This window comes from Micromonospora sp. B9E7 (assembly GCF_039871815.1).
Classification (GTDB): domain Bacteria; phylum Actinomycetota; class Actinomycetes; order Mycobacteriales; family Micromonosporaceae; genus Micromonospora.
The window spans coordinates 366,277-379,878 of the sequence record NZ_JBDPLX010000006.1 but is presented as its reverse complement, the minus strand read 5'-3'; the positions used below and the strand labels follow the sequence as shown (position 1 = coordinate 379,878).

Below are 13,602 nucleotides of genomic sequence, written 5' to 3'. Positions count from 1 at the left end.
GTTCCTCATCGGCCTCGATGGATGACCGCTGGCGGCGACCGCGTGAGCAATGCGGATCCTGCCCGCTCCTGCCTGTCGTACGCGTTGCCCAGGAACAGTCATGGGGCCACTGCTGTGCGTGGGGTGTCTGTGACAGATGCCCCGAACATGTCTGCTTCTCGCGTCTGTGCCCGATGCGAGAAAACCTCTGCTACGTTCCGTTCTGGTAGCAAAGACCCTATTTGGTCGCTATCGGCACCGTAGTGGCGGTGCGGACCTGTTGTACAGGGAGAAGGGTGAGGTTCCGCTAATGTCTGATCGTCTACCGAAACACCGAAATGTCAGCCAAGCAGCAGCTCGGCCCGGACCGCCGGGACGGAGCCGGCGGTCACGCTGGCTTGTGGTCGGGCTGACCGGAATGACCGGGCTGGCCGCCGTCAGCGGCGCCGTCGGCGTCACCGGCGCGTCCGCCCTTGCTGGTGTCAACGATCGCCTCGAAAAGGCCGCGCAGCAGTTCATCGTCGAACGCGGCCGGGTAACCGGCGACGACAATGGCGGACAGGATCCGGGCGGACAGGATCCTGGCGGACAGGCCCCGGGCGGCAACGACGGCGAGGGCCACGAGGGCGGCGAGAGGGTGGTGCCCTGTGACCCCGATCTGCTGATCGCCGCGCTCGTACACGCCAACGCCGGAAACGGGGCGACGCTCAAACTCACCGAGCGATGCACGTACACCCTCACCGCGTTCGCTCCGGTCGCCACACCGCCCACGGCCCACGGCCCCAACGGCCTTCCGGTCATCACCAAACCCATCACCATCAAGGGCGAAGGTGCCACCATCGTCCGGGCGGCGAACGCCGAGCCGTTCCGGATCCTGGAGGTCGGGAGCGGCGGAAACCTGAAGCTCCGCGATGTCACCATCAAGGGCGGTTCGGCGAACGTTTCCGGTGGTGGCGGGATCCGGGTCAGCGCCGGCGGCGAGGCCACCCTCGAACACATCAACGTGGTCCAGAACCGGGCCGCCGGCGCCGGTGGCGGGATCGCCAACTTCGGCATCACCAAGATCAGCGGCAAGACCGAGCACGGCAAGGACTCGGCCACCAGCGGCACCCCCAACACCGAGGCACCCAGCACCGAGGCACCCAACACCGAGGCACCCAGCACCGAGGCACCCAGCACCGAGGCGCCCAGCACCGAGGCGCCCAGCACCGAGGCGCCCAGCACCGAGGCGCCCAGCACCGAGGCGCCCAGCACCGAGGCGCCCAGCACCGAGGCGCCCAGCACCGAGGCGCCCAACACCGAGGCGCCCAACACCGAGGCGCCCAGCAACGGGCCGGCGGCGCAGGCCCCGGATGGCCAGGGCGGCGCGGCGGAACCGCCTGCGGAGCACGCCGGCACGGGTAAGAACTGGGACGACAAGGACAAGGGCGAGTACGAGGGCAACGAGACCACGATCAGCAACAACTCCGGCGTGCTCAGTGGCGGAGGCGTCCACAACAACGGCTACCTCACCATGGAGAACACCCGACTGAGTTACAACGCCGTACGTGGAACCGGCGGCATTGCGATAACCGGTAACGGTGGCGGGGTGTCGAACGGCCGTGTCGCCGTGCTCAACGATGTGCGCCTCGACCACAACCTCGCGGACTTCCGCGGTGGCGGCATCCTGGGTGGACTCAACTCCACCACCAAGGTCACGAACGCTGATATCAGCGACAACACGGCCAGCAACGAGGGCGGCGGCATCTTCACCGACGGCGACTTCCACCTGAAGCACAGCAAGGTCGAGCGCAACTCGGTCTTCCAACGTGGCGGCGGCATCTACAACCAGATCGGCCAGATCGTCATCGAGGACAGCAAGATCAGCGAGAACATCGTCCGCAACGAGCACGGCGGCGGCATCTACGTCGGCACCGGCACTGTCGTGCTGCTGCGGAGTCACGTCGAACGGAACAAGGCCCTGGGCCCGAACTCGCAGGCCGGTGGAATCTACAACCGCGGCACGCTCAGCCTCACGGAGTCCAAGGTCGTCCAGAACGATTCCACCCTGCCGCCCGGCGGGATCTTCACCGAGAACAACCTGGTCACGGTGGATCAGAACTCACTCATCATCAAGAACCGGCCCACCAACTGCACCGGCAGCGACCAACCCGTTCCCAACTGCTTCGGCTGACCCTCAGCCACCCGGACAGCCGGAGTCTGACGGCAGTCGCCAGAAGCACACCGAACATCCGGCCCCGCCCGGGTTTGATCAACCAGATCAGACCCGGGCGGGGCCGATCGTGAGACTCGTCCGCTCAGTCGGGGTCGGCGCAGAGTTGGTGGGTCAAGGTGGTGCGGGCCCACTCTTCCCACGTGTCCGGTGACCAGTCGCGGTCGCGGACGAAGATCAGATAGAGCTGCGGGCTGAGCAGGCCGAACAGCAGGTCTGCCGCCATGTCGACGGAGAGACCGGGACGGGCGTCGGGCTTGCCGACCAGGGCTTCGGCCGCTGCGTACTGCACGGTGTAGTGCGGGTCGGGGCTGTCCGGCCACTGTGCGGCGATCTCAGGGTCGGTGGCCGCGGCAGCCGCGATCAGCGGCATGATCGGGGCGACCCGGCCCAGGATCTCGCGGGCGCCGTGAACGTGCGCGCGCAACTGCCCGGCTGCGGTGGGCTCGGCGCACGCGGCGCGAAACCACCCACGATCCATGGTGGCGACCGGCTCCGTGTCCCCGGCGATGGACGTGTCGACGACGTCCTTGAACAGCGTGCGCTTGTTGCCGAAGACGAAGTAGACCGTCTGGACGGCCACGCCCGCCCGGTCCGCGACCTCCTGCAGGCTCGTCGCCCCGTAACCCTGCGCGACGAACAACTCGCGAGCCGCCTCGACGACCTTTTCACGGGTACGGCGTGAGCGCTCGGCCCGTTTGTCCGGCCGCTTGACCTTGTCCATATTACGAGTCTAACTTTAGAGCATGTCACTAGAGTTCAACTCTAAGATCTTGGAGGAGACGATGGGCCAGCCCGACGCCACCCAGAAGCCGGAACCGGACCTGACCTCGACACAGCGAGACCCGGAGGAGGAGTCCGTCCACCGTGCACTGGAGGGCTACTACCGCACCGGCAAGCCACCGTGGGACACCGGCGTGACGCCGCCCGAGCTGGTCGACCTGGTAGAGGGGCGCGGGGCGCTGCCGCCCGGCCGCGCCCTCGAACTCGGCTGCGGCACGGGGACCAACGCCACGTACCTCGCACGGCACGGCTGGGAGGTGGCCGCCGTCGACCTGATCGACAGCGCCGTCGACCAGGCCAGGGAGAAGGCTGCGGCGGCGGGAGTGGCGGTACGACTGCTGCACGGAGACGCCACCCGCCTCGACGAACTGGACGTGCCGGGTCCCTTCGACCTGTTCTTCGATCTGAGCTGCTACTGCGGGGTCCCGCTGCACCGCCGCGACGCCTACGCCGCCGGGCTCACCCAGCGTGCCGCTCCCGGAGCACTGTTGCTGATGTTCGGGTACGGCCCCGAGTCGCTCGGCAATCCGATCCCCGAAGTCACGTCGTGGGCAGCGGGCGTCACCGCCGACGAGCTCCGCGCCAGGTTCCCCGGCTGGGCGCTGATCGACGTCACACCGGGCACCAACTCGGTGCCGACCTTCTGGTTCACACTGCGCCGCGACGCCTAGCGGCACGGGCGCTTCGGGGGTACGACGACACGCACCGCACCAGCTTCGGTCCGGTCGCCGTCGAGGTGGCGCGGGTACTGGTGGCGGCCGCGCGGGGTGACGCTGCCGAGGCGGTACGGCGGCATGCGGTGATCGTGCGGCGGGAGGGGCGGCACGCGCCCTGGTCGACGCGGACAGTGTCGCGCCGGCTGAGGTTCGGTGCCGGCCGTTGGCGCGTACCGTCATCGCCGATGTCGCCCGCGCGCAGCCGGCGCCGGCCGGCGTGGCGCGACTGGCCACGCTGGTCGGCCTCACCCGCTGACGGCAGCTACCGAGTGAGAGACGACGCGCGGCGGCATCTGGCGACCTGCGACCTCAGTCGAATTCGATGCGCATCAGTCTGCTGTTCGCCCAGTCCGCCAACCGTGTCGGCCGGATCGTGCCGGGATCGTGGGGCTGGTTGAGGTCGTCGACGATGGCGGCGAGGACCGCCGCTCGTTCGGCCGGGTCGGTGACGGGGGTGGCGTGAGCCGGCAGGTCGGCCGTGATGCCGTTCTTCAGGTGGAAGGTGAAGGCGGGGTTCGCACGGAGGTTCGCGCTCCAGCCGGTGGGGCCTCCGCCCGCGCCGCTGCAGAGGTAGGTGGCGCCGTGGGCGCGGTAGAAGAAGATCTCGATGCGGCGGGGGCGTCCGGTGCGCCGCCCGGTGGTGGTGATGTCCACGATCCGTTCGCGGGTGCCGGCCGCGGGCGTGATCTCGATGGCTCGCCTGATCTCCGGCGGTAGGTGCGACAGCGACGTCATGCGGCCTCGTTCTTCAGGGCCGGTCCGAGGAGAAGCCCGCCGTCGACGACGTGCTCGGCGCCGGTGATGAAGGCGGCGTCAGGCGAGGCGAGGAACAGCAGCGTTGCGGTGATGTCGGCGGGTTGTCCGAGCCGGGGGACGGCGAACGGCTCGGGGGAGTAGAAGTCGGCGATCGGGGCGTCGGCACCGGCCGCTGGTTCGGTGATGAACGCGGTGGCGACGACGCCGGGGTGGACGGTGTTGACACGGATGTTGTCGCGACCCAGTTCGAGGGCGGCGGTCTGGGTGAGCCCGCGGACGGCCCACTTGCTGGCGACGTAGGGCGCGTAGAAGGCGGTGCCTCCGGTGCCCATGATCGAGGCGATGTTGACGATCACCCCGCCGCCCGCTCGCCGCAGCGCAGGTGCGGCGGTCTTGATGCCGAGGAACGTGCCGGTGAGGTTGATGTCGAGGATGCGATCCCACGTGGCCTGATCGGTGGACTCGATGAGGGCCGGCGGGTTCTGCACTCCGGCGTTGTTGACCAGGATGGTGAGCGCGCCGAACGCTTCCTCGGTCACCGCGACGGCGGCGTCCCACGACTTCTCGTCGGAGACGTCGAGGCGCACGAAGAGCGCTGTGTCACCCAGTTCGGCGGCGAGGGCGGCGCCGCGCTCGGCGTCGATGTCGGCGATGACGACGTTGGCGCCCTCGGCGTGGAAGGCGCGTACGTGGCTGGCGCCCTGCCCACCCGTGCCGCCGGTGACGAGAACTGTTTGAGCGGTGAAGCGGGACATGCGGGTCCTCCGTGAGCGGGCGAATGGTGAGTCGGACGACTCACCATGGGAACCGTACGCCGCCACGAGTGGTGAGTCAACCCACTCACCTCGCTATGATGGCCGCATGACGACCTATCACCAGCGGGTGGCTCAGCAGAAGCGCGCGCTGATCGTGCGGGCCGCTACGCAGTTGTTCTTGGAGTTGGGCTACGACCGGGCGTCGCTGGCGCGCATCGCCGAGGAAGCCGGGGTGTCGAAGGCGACGCTGTTCAAGCAGTTCCCGACGAAGGCGGCCCTGTTCGACGCCATCGTCATCGACTCCTGGGCCGGTGGTGACGACGCCGAGGTGCCGTCAGCAGGCGACCTGGCAGCCGGCCTGACCGCGCTCGGGCGGCACTATGCGGCGCTGTTGGGGCGGCCGGGGATGGCGGATCTGTTCCGCATCGTCATCGCCGAGTTGCCCCGCTTTCCGGAGTTGGCCAAGTCGCACTTCGCCGAGGGCAAGTTGCCGTACTTCGAGACGGTTCGGGCCTACCTCGTGGCCGAGCACGACGCGGGGACGGCGGACATCGCGGACCCGCAGATGGCCGCCACGCAGTTCCTCGGGATGATCTCCAACTACCTGTTCTGGCCGAGCCTGCTGATCCCGGGATGGACGGTGACCCCGGAGCGCGTGATCGCGGTGGTGGACGACGCCGTCCGCACCATGGTCGCGCGATACGGCCGGCACGCAAACCGATAGAAGGTGGACCAGGCGGCTGCACCGGCACCGACCACGACAGCCCCGCTCACCCGCTGATCGCGCCACCCTGCCCGGGTCGTCAGCCCCAACGTTCGACCCGTCACGCCCACTGTTCGCATTGGGCGTCAAGGCGTGGGTCGGAGCGCACCCAGACTTCGCCCTCGGTCGCCTCGGCCGGGGCGTCGACCCGTTCGAGACCGAGGAACTCGATCAACTGGAGCAGTTCGGCGCGGTCGGCCCGGTCGTCGTCGATGTCCTTCGAGTCGAAGAAGATGTAGTACTGGTCGGTCGGGTCGACGTAGCCGGAATCCGCCCAGATCCGGCCCACTTCGTCGATGGCCGCTGCCTCCGTCGCGAACGTGGCGGCGCGGGCGGCACCCCGGGTCTCCGGTGACGCGTCGAGCTCGGAGAGGTCGGAGAACCACTGGCCGAAGTGGTCGAGCCCGGCATACCCGTTCTCGAAGAACAACATCGCGCTCGGCAGGTAGCGGTTGGCCCGGTCGACCTTCAGGTGCTCCGACCGAGGTTGGTCCGCATCACTGATCCGGGAGATCACCCCCAGGCGGGGCATGAGCACCACACTCTGCCTTGCCGGTGCGTCAGTGATGGTGTACGTATCAGCCTCGCGGCTGCGGAAGAACGCCGAGAACGCCACGTACGCCTCCTGCGGGTCGCCGACCGTGACGTGCTGGTCGTCGCCGTCGCCGGCTGCGAAGACGAATTGCTTCGGGCCGGGCTGGTAGGGGCGGGCCATGAGCGTCCTTCGTTCGGGTGCGAAAGCTCCGCCAGAGTAGTGGGTCAGGGTGACATCACCGCGGTCCCTGATCGGGGCGGGGTTTCCGGGAACGTGAGATTCGGGCATGTATTCCGGCACTGCTGGAGGGGAGAGACAGCAATGCTGGTAACCGGTTATCTCGGCGCGGTGCTCATCGGCGCGCTCGTCGGCCTGCTCGGGCGACTCATTCTGCCGGGGAGGCAACGGATCGGCGTCTTCGCCACGTTCGTCCTCGGCGTCGGCTCGGCGGTGCTGGGCACAGTGGTCGCCAGGGCACTCCACGTCGACGACGACGCCGGTGTGAAGGTGTGGGTGCTGCGCTGGGACTGGATCGTGCTCGCGATCCAGGTCGGCCTCGCGATCGTCGCCGTGGCGCTGGCGAACATGCTGACTTTCACCCGGCTTGCCGGTGGTGACGAAACCCCTCGTCGGCGGCCCCGTCGCAGCAAGGCCAAGAGCTGACGAGCCGACCCCGCTCAGTCGGCCGTCAGCCGGGCCCTACGTCGGGCCAGCGTGTTGCTGACGGCGAAGGCCACCAGCGACAGCGGCACGAAGACCCAGAGCTGAAGCACTGTGTACCGGCGCAGTTCCCCGTCGATGTCGACGCCGGCCAGCTCGGCGTCGAGGGCCCCGAGCCGCATCAGTGCGAGCGCGTACCGGGACAGTGGCGCGTAGTTGAGACCCGCGCCGACCAACCACAGGCCGATCGCTCGGGTGCCGAAGCCGTTCGCTGACGCCAGCAGCCAACCACCCCACGTCACCATCAGCACCACGCCGACGAGGAACTCGGCCAGGATGATCCGCCGTCGGGGGATGGTTCCTCGGCTGCCGTGCATGTCGATGGCAGCCAGGCGACGAACGTTCATCGGAATGATGGTGCCAGCGGCGGGCAAGCCGTGGTCGGAGCGCGGCTTCTTCCAATCGAAGATCTTACGACTACCGGGTGCGGGTGATCGACTTATGCTCGACGTAGCCGGTCAGGCCGACCTTGCCGTACTCGCGGCCGAGACCGCTGGCCTTGTAGCCACCGAAGGGTCCGTCGAAGCTGATCGGCGAGCCGTTCAGCGTGACGGTGCCCGTACGCAGGCGGCGGGCGACGGCCAGGGCGCGGGCAACGTCCGCGGACCAGATTCCGCCGGACAGGCCGTACTCGGAGTCGTTGGCGATTCGCACGGCGTCGTCATCGTCGTCGTAGGCGATGACGACCAGGACCGGGCCGAAAACCTCCTCCTGCGCGATGCGCATGCCGTTGTCGACGTCGGCGAACACGGTCGGGGTGACGTAGTTGCCCTTCTCCAGGCCGGCGGGGATCTGCGGGCCGCCGGTCACCAGACGCGCGCCGTCCTCGATGCCGATGGTGATGTAGTCGATCACACGCTGCTGCTGGTCGCGGCGGATCATCGGGCCGATGAAGGTGTCGGATGCGGCGGGGTCGCCGACCTTCAGCGACTCGACCATGTCTTTCACGGCGGTGACAACCTCCTCGTAACGGCTGCGTGGAGCCAGGATGCGGGTCTGCAGGATGCACGCCTCGCCGTTGTTGCCCAGCGAGCCGAACCGCAGTCCCTGCATCGCGGCGGCCAGGTCCGCGTCGTCCAGGATCAGTGCGGCAGACTTGCCGCCCAGTTCCAGACCGACTCGCTTGAGTTGCTGCCCGGCGATCGCCGCGATCCGCCGGCCGGCGCGGGTCGAGCCGGTGAAGGAGATCTTGTCGACGTCGGCGTGCGAGACGAGGTGCTCGCTGGTTTCCCGGTCCGCCGGGAGCACACTGAGGACGCCTTCGGGCAGCCCGGCCTCGTGCCAGAGGTCCGCCAGCAGCATCATGCTCAGCGAGTTCTCCGGGGAGACCTTGAGCACGACGGTGTTGCCCGCCAGCAGAGCCGGGATCAGCTTCGCGGTGGCGGCGGAGAACGGGGAGTTCCACGGGATGACCGCGGCGACCACACCGATCGCCTCGCGCCGGACGATGGTGTCGAAGGCCACCGAAGGGTCGGACGGCGCGACGATTTCCTCCCAGCCGAACTCCTCGGCTGCATGGAGGTAGGCGTTGGTCTGACGGGTCAGAAAGGGTTGACCGATCTTGGTGAACCAGCCTGCCGAGCCGTTCTCCCTGGAGATCGCCGCGGCGATCTCGTCCGCCCGGGCGGTACGCAGCGCGTCGTAACGACGCACGACGTCCTGGCGCTCCTTCGGCGAGGTGCGCGGCCACGGACCGTGGTCGAACGCCTCACGCGCGGCGGCGACAGCCTTGTCGATGTCGGCTGGTGCGGCCTGCGCCACGCGGCCGAGCACCGACTGGTCGTGCGGGGACAGGATGTCGAGCATCAGGTCCGGCGCGCTGGGAGTCACCCAGGAACCACCGATGTAGAGCTTGTCGCGCACAGTCATGTTTGATTCCTTGAGATGAGAAGGGGTGGAGGTATGCGGGCGGGGTGGATGTCGGCGCGCGGCCGGGCGGACCATCCGCGCGACGGACTCGGCGAAATCGCCGAGTCCGTCGCGGTCGGCGGAGACGCGGCCATCGTGGCCGGGTCGCCCCGCTGCACGTTCCGAGCCACCACGGTGTCGGTCAGGCGGTGGGGTAATCCGTGGACCGGCTCACCTCGGCCCACGAGTTGGCTTCCGCTATACGGCCTTCCTCTGAGCTGATCGCGATCCCTAGTGCGTCGCTGCCGAGCAGCAGCCGGCGCGGAGGCTCCACGGTGTCCACGGTGTCCACGGTGTCGACGATGGCGCGGGCCATGCGGTCCGGGTCGCCGGGCTCGTTCCCGGCATACTGTGCGAATCGATCCAGCCATGCGCCAACCGTCTGCTCGTAGTCAGGCGTGATGGGACCGGAGGGCTGGGCGGCCCCGGTGGCCCAGCCGGTGCGGATACCACCCGGCTCGACGATGGTGACCTTGATGCCCAAGGGGGCCACTTCGTTGGCGAGGACCTCGGAGAAGCCCTCCACAGCAAACTTCGCCGTCTGGTAGGCACCCAGGCCAGGGGTGCCGCCCACCCGGCCGCCGATCGAGGAGATCTGCACGATGTGCCCGGAGCGCTGCCCGCGCATCACGGGTAGGACCGCCCTCGTCACATTGACCACGCCGTACAGGTTCGCCTCGACCTGCGCGCGGAATTCCTCCTCGGGGAAGTCCTCGATCGAGCCGCTGGTGGCATAGCCCGCGTTGTTGACCACCAGGTCGATGGAGCCGAACCGCTGCACCGCCGCGGCGACCACCTCTCGGGCCTGCGCCGGGGAGGTGACGTCGAGCGCGACGGCCGCGAGACGCTCGGGGTGCTCTGCCACCAGGGAAGCCAGCGCTTCCGGCTTGCGGGAAGTCGCCACCACTCGGTCGCCGGCCTCCAGCGCTGCGAGCACCAGTGCCTTGCCCAGGCCCTGCGAGCTACCGGTGATCAGCCAAGTCCTTGTCATCGTACGTATCCTCTCGCTTGTCATTCCTCGCCACCCGAAGCGGGCAGCAACACAACCGTAGAGTTACGGTCGCTAAATGCAACAAGCTTGAGGCGGTAAAATTCTGTTCCGCGACTCACACGCAGAAGATTGCCGTGTAGCTGAAACAGTCGAGTATGATCGCAGCACCATGAGAGCCGATGCCGCCCGTAATCTAGATGCCGTCCTCCGCGCCGGAGCTCGACTTCTGGCCGAGGACCCCGGCACCTCCATGTCAGCCGTCGCCGCTGCCGCCGGAGTGGACCGCACCACCGTGCACCGCCGCTTCGCGAACCGCGAAGCCCTGCTCAGTGCCGTCTTCGAGGCCAAGCTCGACTCCGCCGAGAACGTCCTCGACGAGGCCCGCCTGACCGAGGCCCCCGTGCCCGTCGCCCTGCACCGCTACGTGGAGGGAATCGTCCCCGTCAGCCGCGAATGGCCTCTCGACACTCGCCGCATGATGCACGACGACCCTGCCGCCAGCATCCGCCGTCAGGAGCAGAGCGCCCGAGTTGACGCCTTCATCCGCCGATCACGAGACGAGGGATACCTCCGCGGCGACGTGGACATGACCTGGGCGCGAACGGTCCTCGACCAACTCGTCGACGCCGCCGCCCACCAGTTCCCCACCCTGACGCCGCCGCAAGCCGCCGACCTCGTCGTAGCCACCTTCATGAACGGCCTCGGCGCGGCCTGACGGTCCCCCGTTCACCGCACCACCCGCCTGGCACGGCGGGCGACTACCGGGCAGCCTCCGCTCCCGGCTGACTGAAAACTCCTAACTCGTTGAGTGTTGAAGTCGGCGCCAGCAGATGATGGCGCAGGCGAGGGTGAGGACGGCTTCGTGAATGTCGTCGCGGATCTCCCAGCGGATGCGCAGGTGGCGGAACCAGCGCAGGAGGGCGATGGCCTGCTCGACGACCCAGTCGGGTACCGAGCCCGGAGTCGTGTGGGACACCGCGTCGGGCGATGACGGGTGTGGTGCCGCCGGTCAGGCTGGCGGCGAGGGGGATGCCGTCCAATACGATGCGGGAATGGGCAGATTCCTCGCGCTGTTCCACGGCGCGGCTGACGAGGCCGGCAAGGCCGACCTCACCGAACAGCAGCAGACCGAGTTCATCAACGCCTGGGCGTCGTGGGCGCAGGCCAACGAGAAGGCCATCATCGACCCGGGTGCTCCGCTGAACGCGAAGAAGCTGGTCACCGCGCAGAGTGTCGAGGACGTCACCGACTCTCTTACCGGCTACACCATCGTCGAAGCGGGCTCGCACGACGAGGCCGTTCAGATCTTCTCCGGGCACCCGCACCTGGGGCTGTTCGCCGGGAACTCGATCGCGGTCCTGGAGTGCCCGCCCCCGCCCAGCTGACACTCGTGCCACCCGGCGGCTTAAGGGATCCTGATGCGCTTCAGGACGTGCGCCTCGCGATGGCGGCCTCGACGCCGTCGAGGATCAGGTTGAGGCCGAAGGTGAAGTCCTGGTCCTCCGGGTCCTCGCCCGGTTCGCTCTCGAACGCGCCCGCCGCGAACAGCGGCGCGGCCTCGGGGAAGCGCTCCGGGTGGACGAGCGCGGCGAGGGCGTGGCCGTAGTTCTGCTCGACGTCGGCCTGGCTGAGCCCGGTGCCGCTGCGGCCCTGCGCCATCTGCCGGCCCTGCAGGATCGCGTTGCGCACGTAACCGCTGACGACGACGAGTACGCCTGCCTTCGTCCTTGGGTCCAGGCCAGTGTCGTGCAGGACCCGCAGGAACGCGTCCATCCAGCCGATGGCATTCGGCCCTCGGGGCGGGCCGGCGATCGGAACCTCCACGAGCCACGGGTGTTCGGCGTACCGGTCGCGGATCGCCGCCGCCCAGCGATGGACGCCGTCACGCCAGTTGTCCGCGTCCAGTCGGGGGGCGGACCCGGTGGCGTGGTCGGTCATCAGTTCGACGAGTTCCTCCTTCGAGCCCACGTGCCGATACAGCGACATCTTGGTGAAGCCGAGAGTCTGCGCGACCTTCTGCAGGGTCACCCCGTCCAGCCCCTCGTGGTCCGCCAGGTGCACCGCAGCGGCGACGATCCGCTCGACGTCGAGTTCAGCGGGCCGACCGCGGCGTGCGGATGTCGGCAGTCGCCAGAGCCGCGCCAGGTCGGCGGGCACATCATCGGCCATTGACGGCAAACTGTGTCCCATGGATAGTATCTCCTGTACATTAACGCTGTCGTCGGGCGGGACGGGGAGAAGAAGCATATGGACGTGTCAGCGGGCGCAATCGGCGCCACGGCGAGCCGGGCACCCGCCGGGCAACGCCTCCACGACCTCGACGCGCTGCGCGGCTTCGCGCTGCTCGGGATCTTCGTCGTGAACATCACCTTCATGGCCTCCGGCTACCCGGGCAACCTGGTCACGGACCCGGCGTTCTCGTCGGTCCTCGACGACGCGGCGCGGTCGCTGTCCGCAGTGTTCGTCGACATGAAGTTCTACCTCCTCTTCTCGTTCCTGTTCGGATACAGCTTCACCCTGCAGATGGCGGCGGCCGGGCGAGCGGGCGCCGCGTTCGGGCCGCGGATGCTGCGCCGGATCGCCGGCCTCTTCATCCTCGGCGTCCTGCATACCGCGCTCCTGTACGGCGGCGACATCCTGATGACGTACGCGGTGGTCTGCCTGGTCCTGCTCGCGATGCGCCGGGTCCGCGACCGGACGGCGCTGCGCGTCGCCGGCGTGCTCTACGGGATCGTGCTGCTGAGCCTGCTGGCCAGCGGGCTCCTCGTGAACTCCTCCGCGTTCCTGCCGACCCGAGCCGAGGCGCTGGCCAACGCCGAGAAGGCGACGGCCGCGATGCTGGGCAGCTGGGGCGACGTCATCGGCCACCACCTCTCCGGGCTTCCCCTCCTGGTGCTCCAGTCCGCGACGTTCCAGGGGCCGACGGCGCTGGCGATGTTCCTGCTCGGCATGGTTGCCGGCCGACGGCAGCTCCTCGTCGGCGTCAGCGGGCACGAGCCGGTGCTGCGGCGGATCCAGTGGATCGGCTTCCTCGTGGGTATCGCGGGCGGTGTGGTGTATGCGCTGGGCGGCGGCAACGGCGAGCCACTGGCCGTCGGCGTGAGCGCGGCGACCGCTCCGCTGCTGACGGCTGCTTACGTGGCCACGCTGCTGCGGATGATGCACGGCCCGCGGTTCGGGTTCGTGCGGTCAGCCCTGGCACCGGCAGGGCGGATCGCGCTCACCAACTATCTGGGGCAATCGCTGCTGGGGCTGCTCATCTTCAGCGGGATCGGGCTCGGCCTGGCCGGAAGCGTCTCGCCGGTGGGGACGACCGGCCTGGCATTGCTGATCTTCACGGCACAGCTCGCGGTGAGCGCGTGGTGGCTGCGCCATCACCGGTACGGGCCGGCGGAGTGGGCGCTACGGCGGGTGACGAACGGAAAGACGGCGGAGACCGGCGTGATCTCTAGCGGGCTGAGGCGACGCTGGTGAGCGACCTGTT

At 68.7% G+C, this 13,602-nt stretch carries 17 protein-coding genes; 7 read left to right on the top strand and 10 right to left on the bottom strand.

Features of this window, described 5'->3' with window-relative positions:
- Positions 1–367: 367 nt before the first annotated feature.
- Positions 368–601 carry a hypothetical protein gene (locus ABGB10_RS13160; RefSeq protein WP_347661150.1) on the bottom strand — a complete coding sequence of 78 codons (234 nt, stop codon included), beginning with the start codon at positions 599–601 and terminating at the stop codon, positions 368–370.
- Positions 602–619: 18 nt separating this feature from the next.
- Here ABGB10_RS13160 and ABGB10_RS13155 point away from each other — a divergent pair, with 18 nt between their 5' ends.
- Positions 620–2,152 carry a hypothetical protein gene (locus tag ABGB10_RS13155; protein ID WP_347661149.1) on the top strand — a complete coding sequence of 511 codons (1,533 nt, stop codon included), beginning with the start codon at positions 620–622 and terminating at the stop codon, positions 2,150–2,152.
- Between the two features lie 124 nt (positions 2,153–2,276).
- Here ABGB10_RS13155 and ABGB10_RS13150 read toward each other — a convergent pair whose 3' ends face one another.
- Entirely contained in the window at positions 2,277–2,915 is a 639-nt protein-coding gene (locus ABGB10_RS13150) for a helix-turn-helix domain-containing protein (protein ID WP_347661148.1), read from the bottom strand.
- Between the two features lie 61 nt (positions 2,916–2,976).
- On the opposite strand from ABGB10_RS13150, the gene ABGB10_RS13145 reads away from it, so the two are divergent.
- Entirely contained in the window at positions 2,977–3,645 is a 669-nt protein-coding gene (locus ABGB10_RS13145) for a class I SAM-dependent methyltransferase (protein ID WP_347661147.1), read from the top strand.
- 354 nt (positions 3,646–3,999) lie between these two features.
- Here ABGB10_RS13145 and ABGB10_RS13140 read toward each other — a convergent pair whose 3' ends face one another.
- Both ABGB10_RS13140 and ABGB10_RS13135 read right to left on the bottom strand, forming a co-directional pair.
- Positions 4,000–4,425, bottom strand: coding sequence for a nitroreductase/quinone reductase family protein (locus ABGB10_RS13140; RefSeq protein ID WP_347661146.1), 426 nt, complete (start codon positions 4,423–4,425; stop codon positions 4,000–4,002).
- Positions 4,422–5,201 carry a glucose 1-dehydrogenase gene (locus ABGB10_RS13135; protein WP_347661145.1) on the bottom strand — a complete coding sequence of 260 codons (780 nt, stop codon included), beginning with the start codon at positions 5,199–5,201 and terminating at the stop codon, positions 4,422–4,424. The genes ABGB10_RS13140 and ABGB10_RS13135 overlap by 4 nt, the downstream gene beginning before the upstream one ends.
- 106 nt (positions 5,202–5,307) lie before the next feature.
- On the opposite strand from ABGB10_RS13135, the gene ABGB10_RS13130 reads away from it, so the two are divergent.
- The gene (locus tag ABGB10_RS13130; RefSeq protein WP_347661144.1) at positions 5,308–5,925 is read left to right on the top strand and encodes a TetR/AcrR family transcriptional regulator; all 618 of its coding nucleotides are present in this window, start codon (positions 5,308–5,310) and stop codon (positions 5,923–5,925) included.
- 100 nt (positions 5,926–6,025) lie between these two features.
- Here the strand turns inward: ABGB10_RS13130 and ABGB10_RS13125 are convergent, their stop codons facing one another.
- Positions 6,026–6,679 carry a hypothetical protein gene (locus ABGB10_RS13125; RefSeq protein WP_347661143.1) on the bottom strand — a complete coding sequence of 218 codons (654 nt, stop codon included), beginning with the start codon at positions 6,677–6,679 and terminating at the stop codon, positions 6,026–6,028.
- Positions 6,680–6,820: 141 nt separating this feature from the next.
- Between ABGB10_RS13125 and ABGB10_RS13120 the strand changes: the two genes are divergently transcribed.
- The gene (locus ABGB10_RS13120; protein ID WP_347661142.1) at positions 6,821–7,162 is read left to right on the top strand and encodes a GlsB/YeaQ/YmgE family stress response membrane protein; all 342 of its coding nucleotides are present in this window, start codon (positions 6,821–6,823) and stop codon (positions 7,160–7,162) included.
- A 14-nt stretch (positions 7,163–7,176) separates the two neighbouring features.
- Here ABGB10_RS13120 and ABGB10_RS13115 read toward each other — a convergent pair whose 3' ends face one another.
- From ABGB10_RS13115 to ABGB10_RS13105, 3 genes are all read right to left on the bottom strand, one after another.
- Positions 7,177–7,566, bottom strand: a complete 390-nt coding sequence (locus ABGB10_RS13115) for a hypothetical protein (protein WP_347661141.1) — start codon at positions 7,564–7,566, stop codon at positions 7,177–7,179.
- Between the two features lie 70 nt (positions 7,567–7,636).
- Positions 7,637–9,088, bottom strand: coding sequence for an aldehyde dehydrogenase (locus ABGB10_RS13110; RefSeq protein ID WP_347661140.1), 1,452 nt, complete (start codon positions 9,086–9,088; stop codon positions 7,637–7,639).
- A gap of 181 nt (positions 9,089–9,269) precedes the next feature.
- Positions 9,270–10,118, bottom strand: coding sequence for an oxidoreductase (locus tag ABGB10_RS13105; protein WP_347661139.1), 849 nt, complete (start codon positions 10,116–10,118; stop codon positions 9,270–9,272).
- 169 nt (positions 10,119–10,287) lie between these two features.
- Between ABGB10_RS13105 and ABGB10_RS13100 the strand changes: the two genes are divergently transcribed.
- Entirely contained in the window at positions 10,288–10,833 is a 546-nt protein-coding gene (locus ABGB10_RS13100) for a helix-turn-helix domain-containing protein (protein ID WP_347661138.1), read from the top strand.
- A gap of 81 nt (positions 10,834–10,914) precedes the next feature.
- Here ABGB10_RS13100 and ABGB10_RS13095 read toward each other — a convergent pair whose 3' ends face one another.
- On the bottom strand, positions 10,915–11,094 hold the full coding sequence (locus ABGB10_RS13095) for a hypothetical protein (protein WP_347661137.1): 180 nt from the start codon (positions 11,092–11,094) through the stop codon (positions 10,915–10,917).
- 76 nt (positions 11,095–11,170) lie between these two features.
- Between ABGB10_RS13095 and ABGB10_RS13090 the strand changes: the two genes are divergently transcribed.
- Positions 11,171–11,503 (top strand): hypothetical protein, encoded by a 333-nt coding sequence (locus ABGB10_RS13090; protein WP_347661136.1) that lies wholly within the window; start codon positions 11,171–11,173, stop codon positions 11,501–11,503.
- Positions 11,504–11,543: 40 nt separating this feature from the next.
- Here the strand turns inward: ABGB10_RS13090 and ABGB10_RS13085 are convergent, their stop codons facing one another.
- Positions 11,544–12,287 carry a TetR/AcrR family transcriptional regulator gene (locus ABGB10_RS13085; protein WP_347661135.1) on the bottom strand — a complete coding sequence of 248 codons (744 nt, stop codon included), beginning with the start codon at positions 12,285–12,287 and terminating at the stop codon, positions 11,544–11,546.
- Between the two features lie 78 nt (positions 12,288–12,365).
- Between ABGB10_RS13085 and ABGB10_RS13080 the strand changes: the two genes are divergently transcribed.
- Complete coding sequence (locus tag ABGB10_RS13080; RefSeq protein ID WP_347661134.1) at positions 12,366–13,592, top strand: DUF418 domain-containing protein; 1,227 nt, start codon at positions 12,366–12,368, stop codon at positions 13,590–13,592.
- Positions 13,593–13,602 lie beyond the last annotated feature (10 nt).

What these genes read in the sequence shown, in the direction of transcription:
- ABGB10_RS13140 (WP_347661146.1), bottom strand. Translation starts at nt 4,425, where the DNA reads ATGACGTCGCTGTCGCACCTACCGCCGGAGATCAGGCGAGCCATCGAG.
- ABGB10_RS13090 (WP_347661136.1), top strand. Translation starts at nt 11,171, where the DNA reads ATGGGCAGATTCCTCGCGCTGTTCCACGGCGCGGCTGACGAGGCCGGC.
- ABGB10_RS13145 (WP_347661147.1), top strand. Translation starts at nt 2,977, where the DNA reads ATGGGCCAGCCCGACGCCACCCAGAAGCCGGAACCGGACCTGACCTCG.
- ABGB10_RS13085 (WP_347661135.1), bottom strand. Translation starts at nt 12,287, where the DNA reads ATGGCCGATGATGTGCCCGCCGACCTGGCGCGGCTCTGGCGACTGCCG.
- ABGB10_RS13105 (WP_347661139.1), bottom strand. Translation starts at nt 10,118, where the DNA reads ATGACAAGGACTTGGCTGATCACCGGTAGCTCGCAGGGCCTGGGCAAG.
- ABGB10_RS13150 (WP_347661148.1), bottom strand. Translation starts at nt 2,915, where the DNA reads ATGGACAAGGTCAAGCGGCCGGACAAACGGGCCGAGCGCTCACGCCGT.
- ABGB10_RS13115 (WP_347661141.1), bottom strand. Translation starts at nt 7,566, where the DNA reads ATGAACGTTCGTCGCCTGGCTGCCATCGACATGCACGGCAGCCGAGGA.
- ABGB10_RS13130 (WP_347661144.1), top strand. Translation starts at nt 5,308, where the DNA reads ATGACGACCTATCACCAGCGGGTGGCTCAGCAGAAGCGCGCGCTGATC.
- ABGB10_RS13080 (WP_347661134.1), top strand. Translation starts at nt 12,366, where the DNA reads ATGGACGTGTCAGCGGGCGCAATCGGCGCCACGGCGAGCCGGGCACCC.
- ABGB10_RS13135 (WP_347661145.1), bottom strand. Translation starts at nt 5,201, where the DNA reads ATGTCCCGCTTCACCGCTCAAACAGTTCTCGTCACCGGCGGCACGGGT.
- ABGB10_RS13100 (WP_347661138.1), top strand. Translation starts at nt 10,288, where the DNA reads ATGAGAGCCGATGCCGCCCGTAATCTAGATGCCGTCCTCCGCGCCGGA.
- ABGB10_RS13120 (WP_347661142.1), top strand. Translation starts at nt 6,821, where the DNA reads ATGCTGGTAACCGGTTATCTCGGCGCGGTGCTCATCGGCGCGCTCGTC.
- ABGB10_RS13110 (WP_347661140.1), bottom strand. Translation starts at nt 9,088, where the DNA reads ATGACTGTGCGCGACAAGCTCTACATCGGTGGTTCCTGGGTGACTCCC.
- ABGB10_RS13125 (WP_347661143.1), bottom strand. Translation starts at nt 6,679, where the DNA reads ATGGCCCGCCCCTACCAGCCCGGCCCGAAGCAATTCGTCTTCGCAGCC.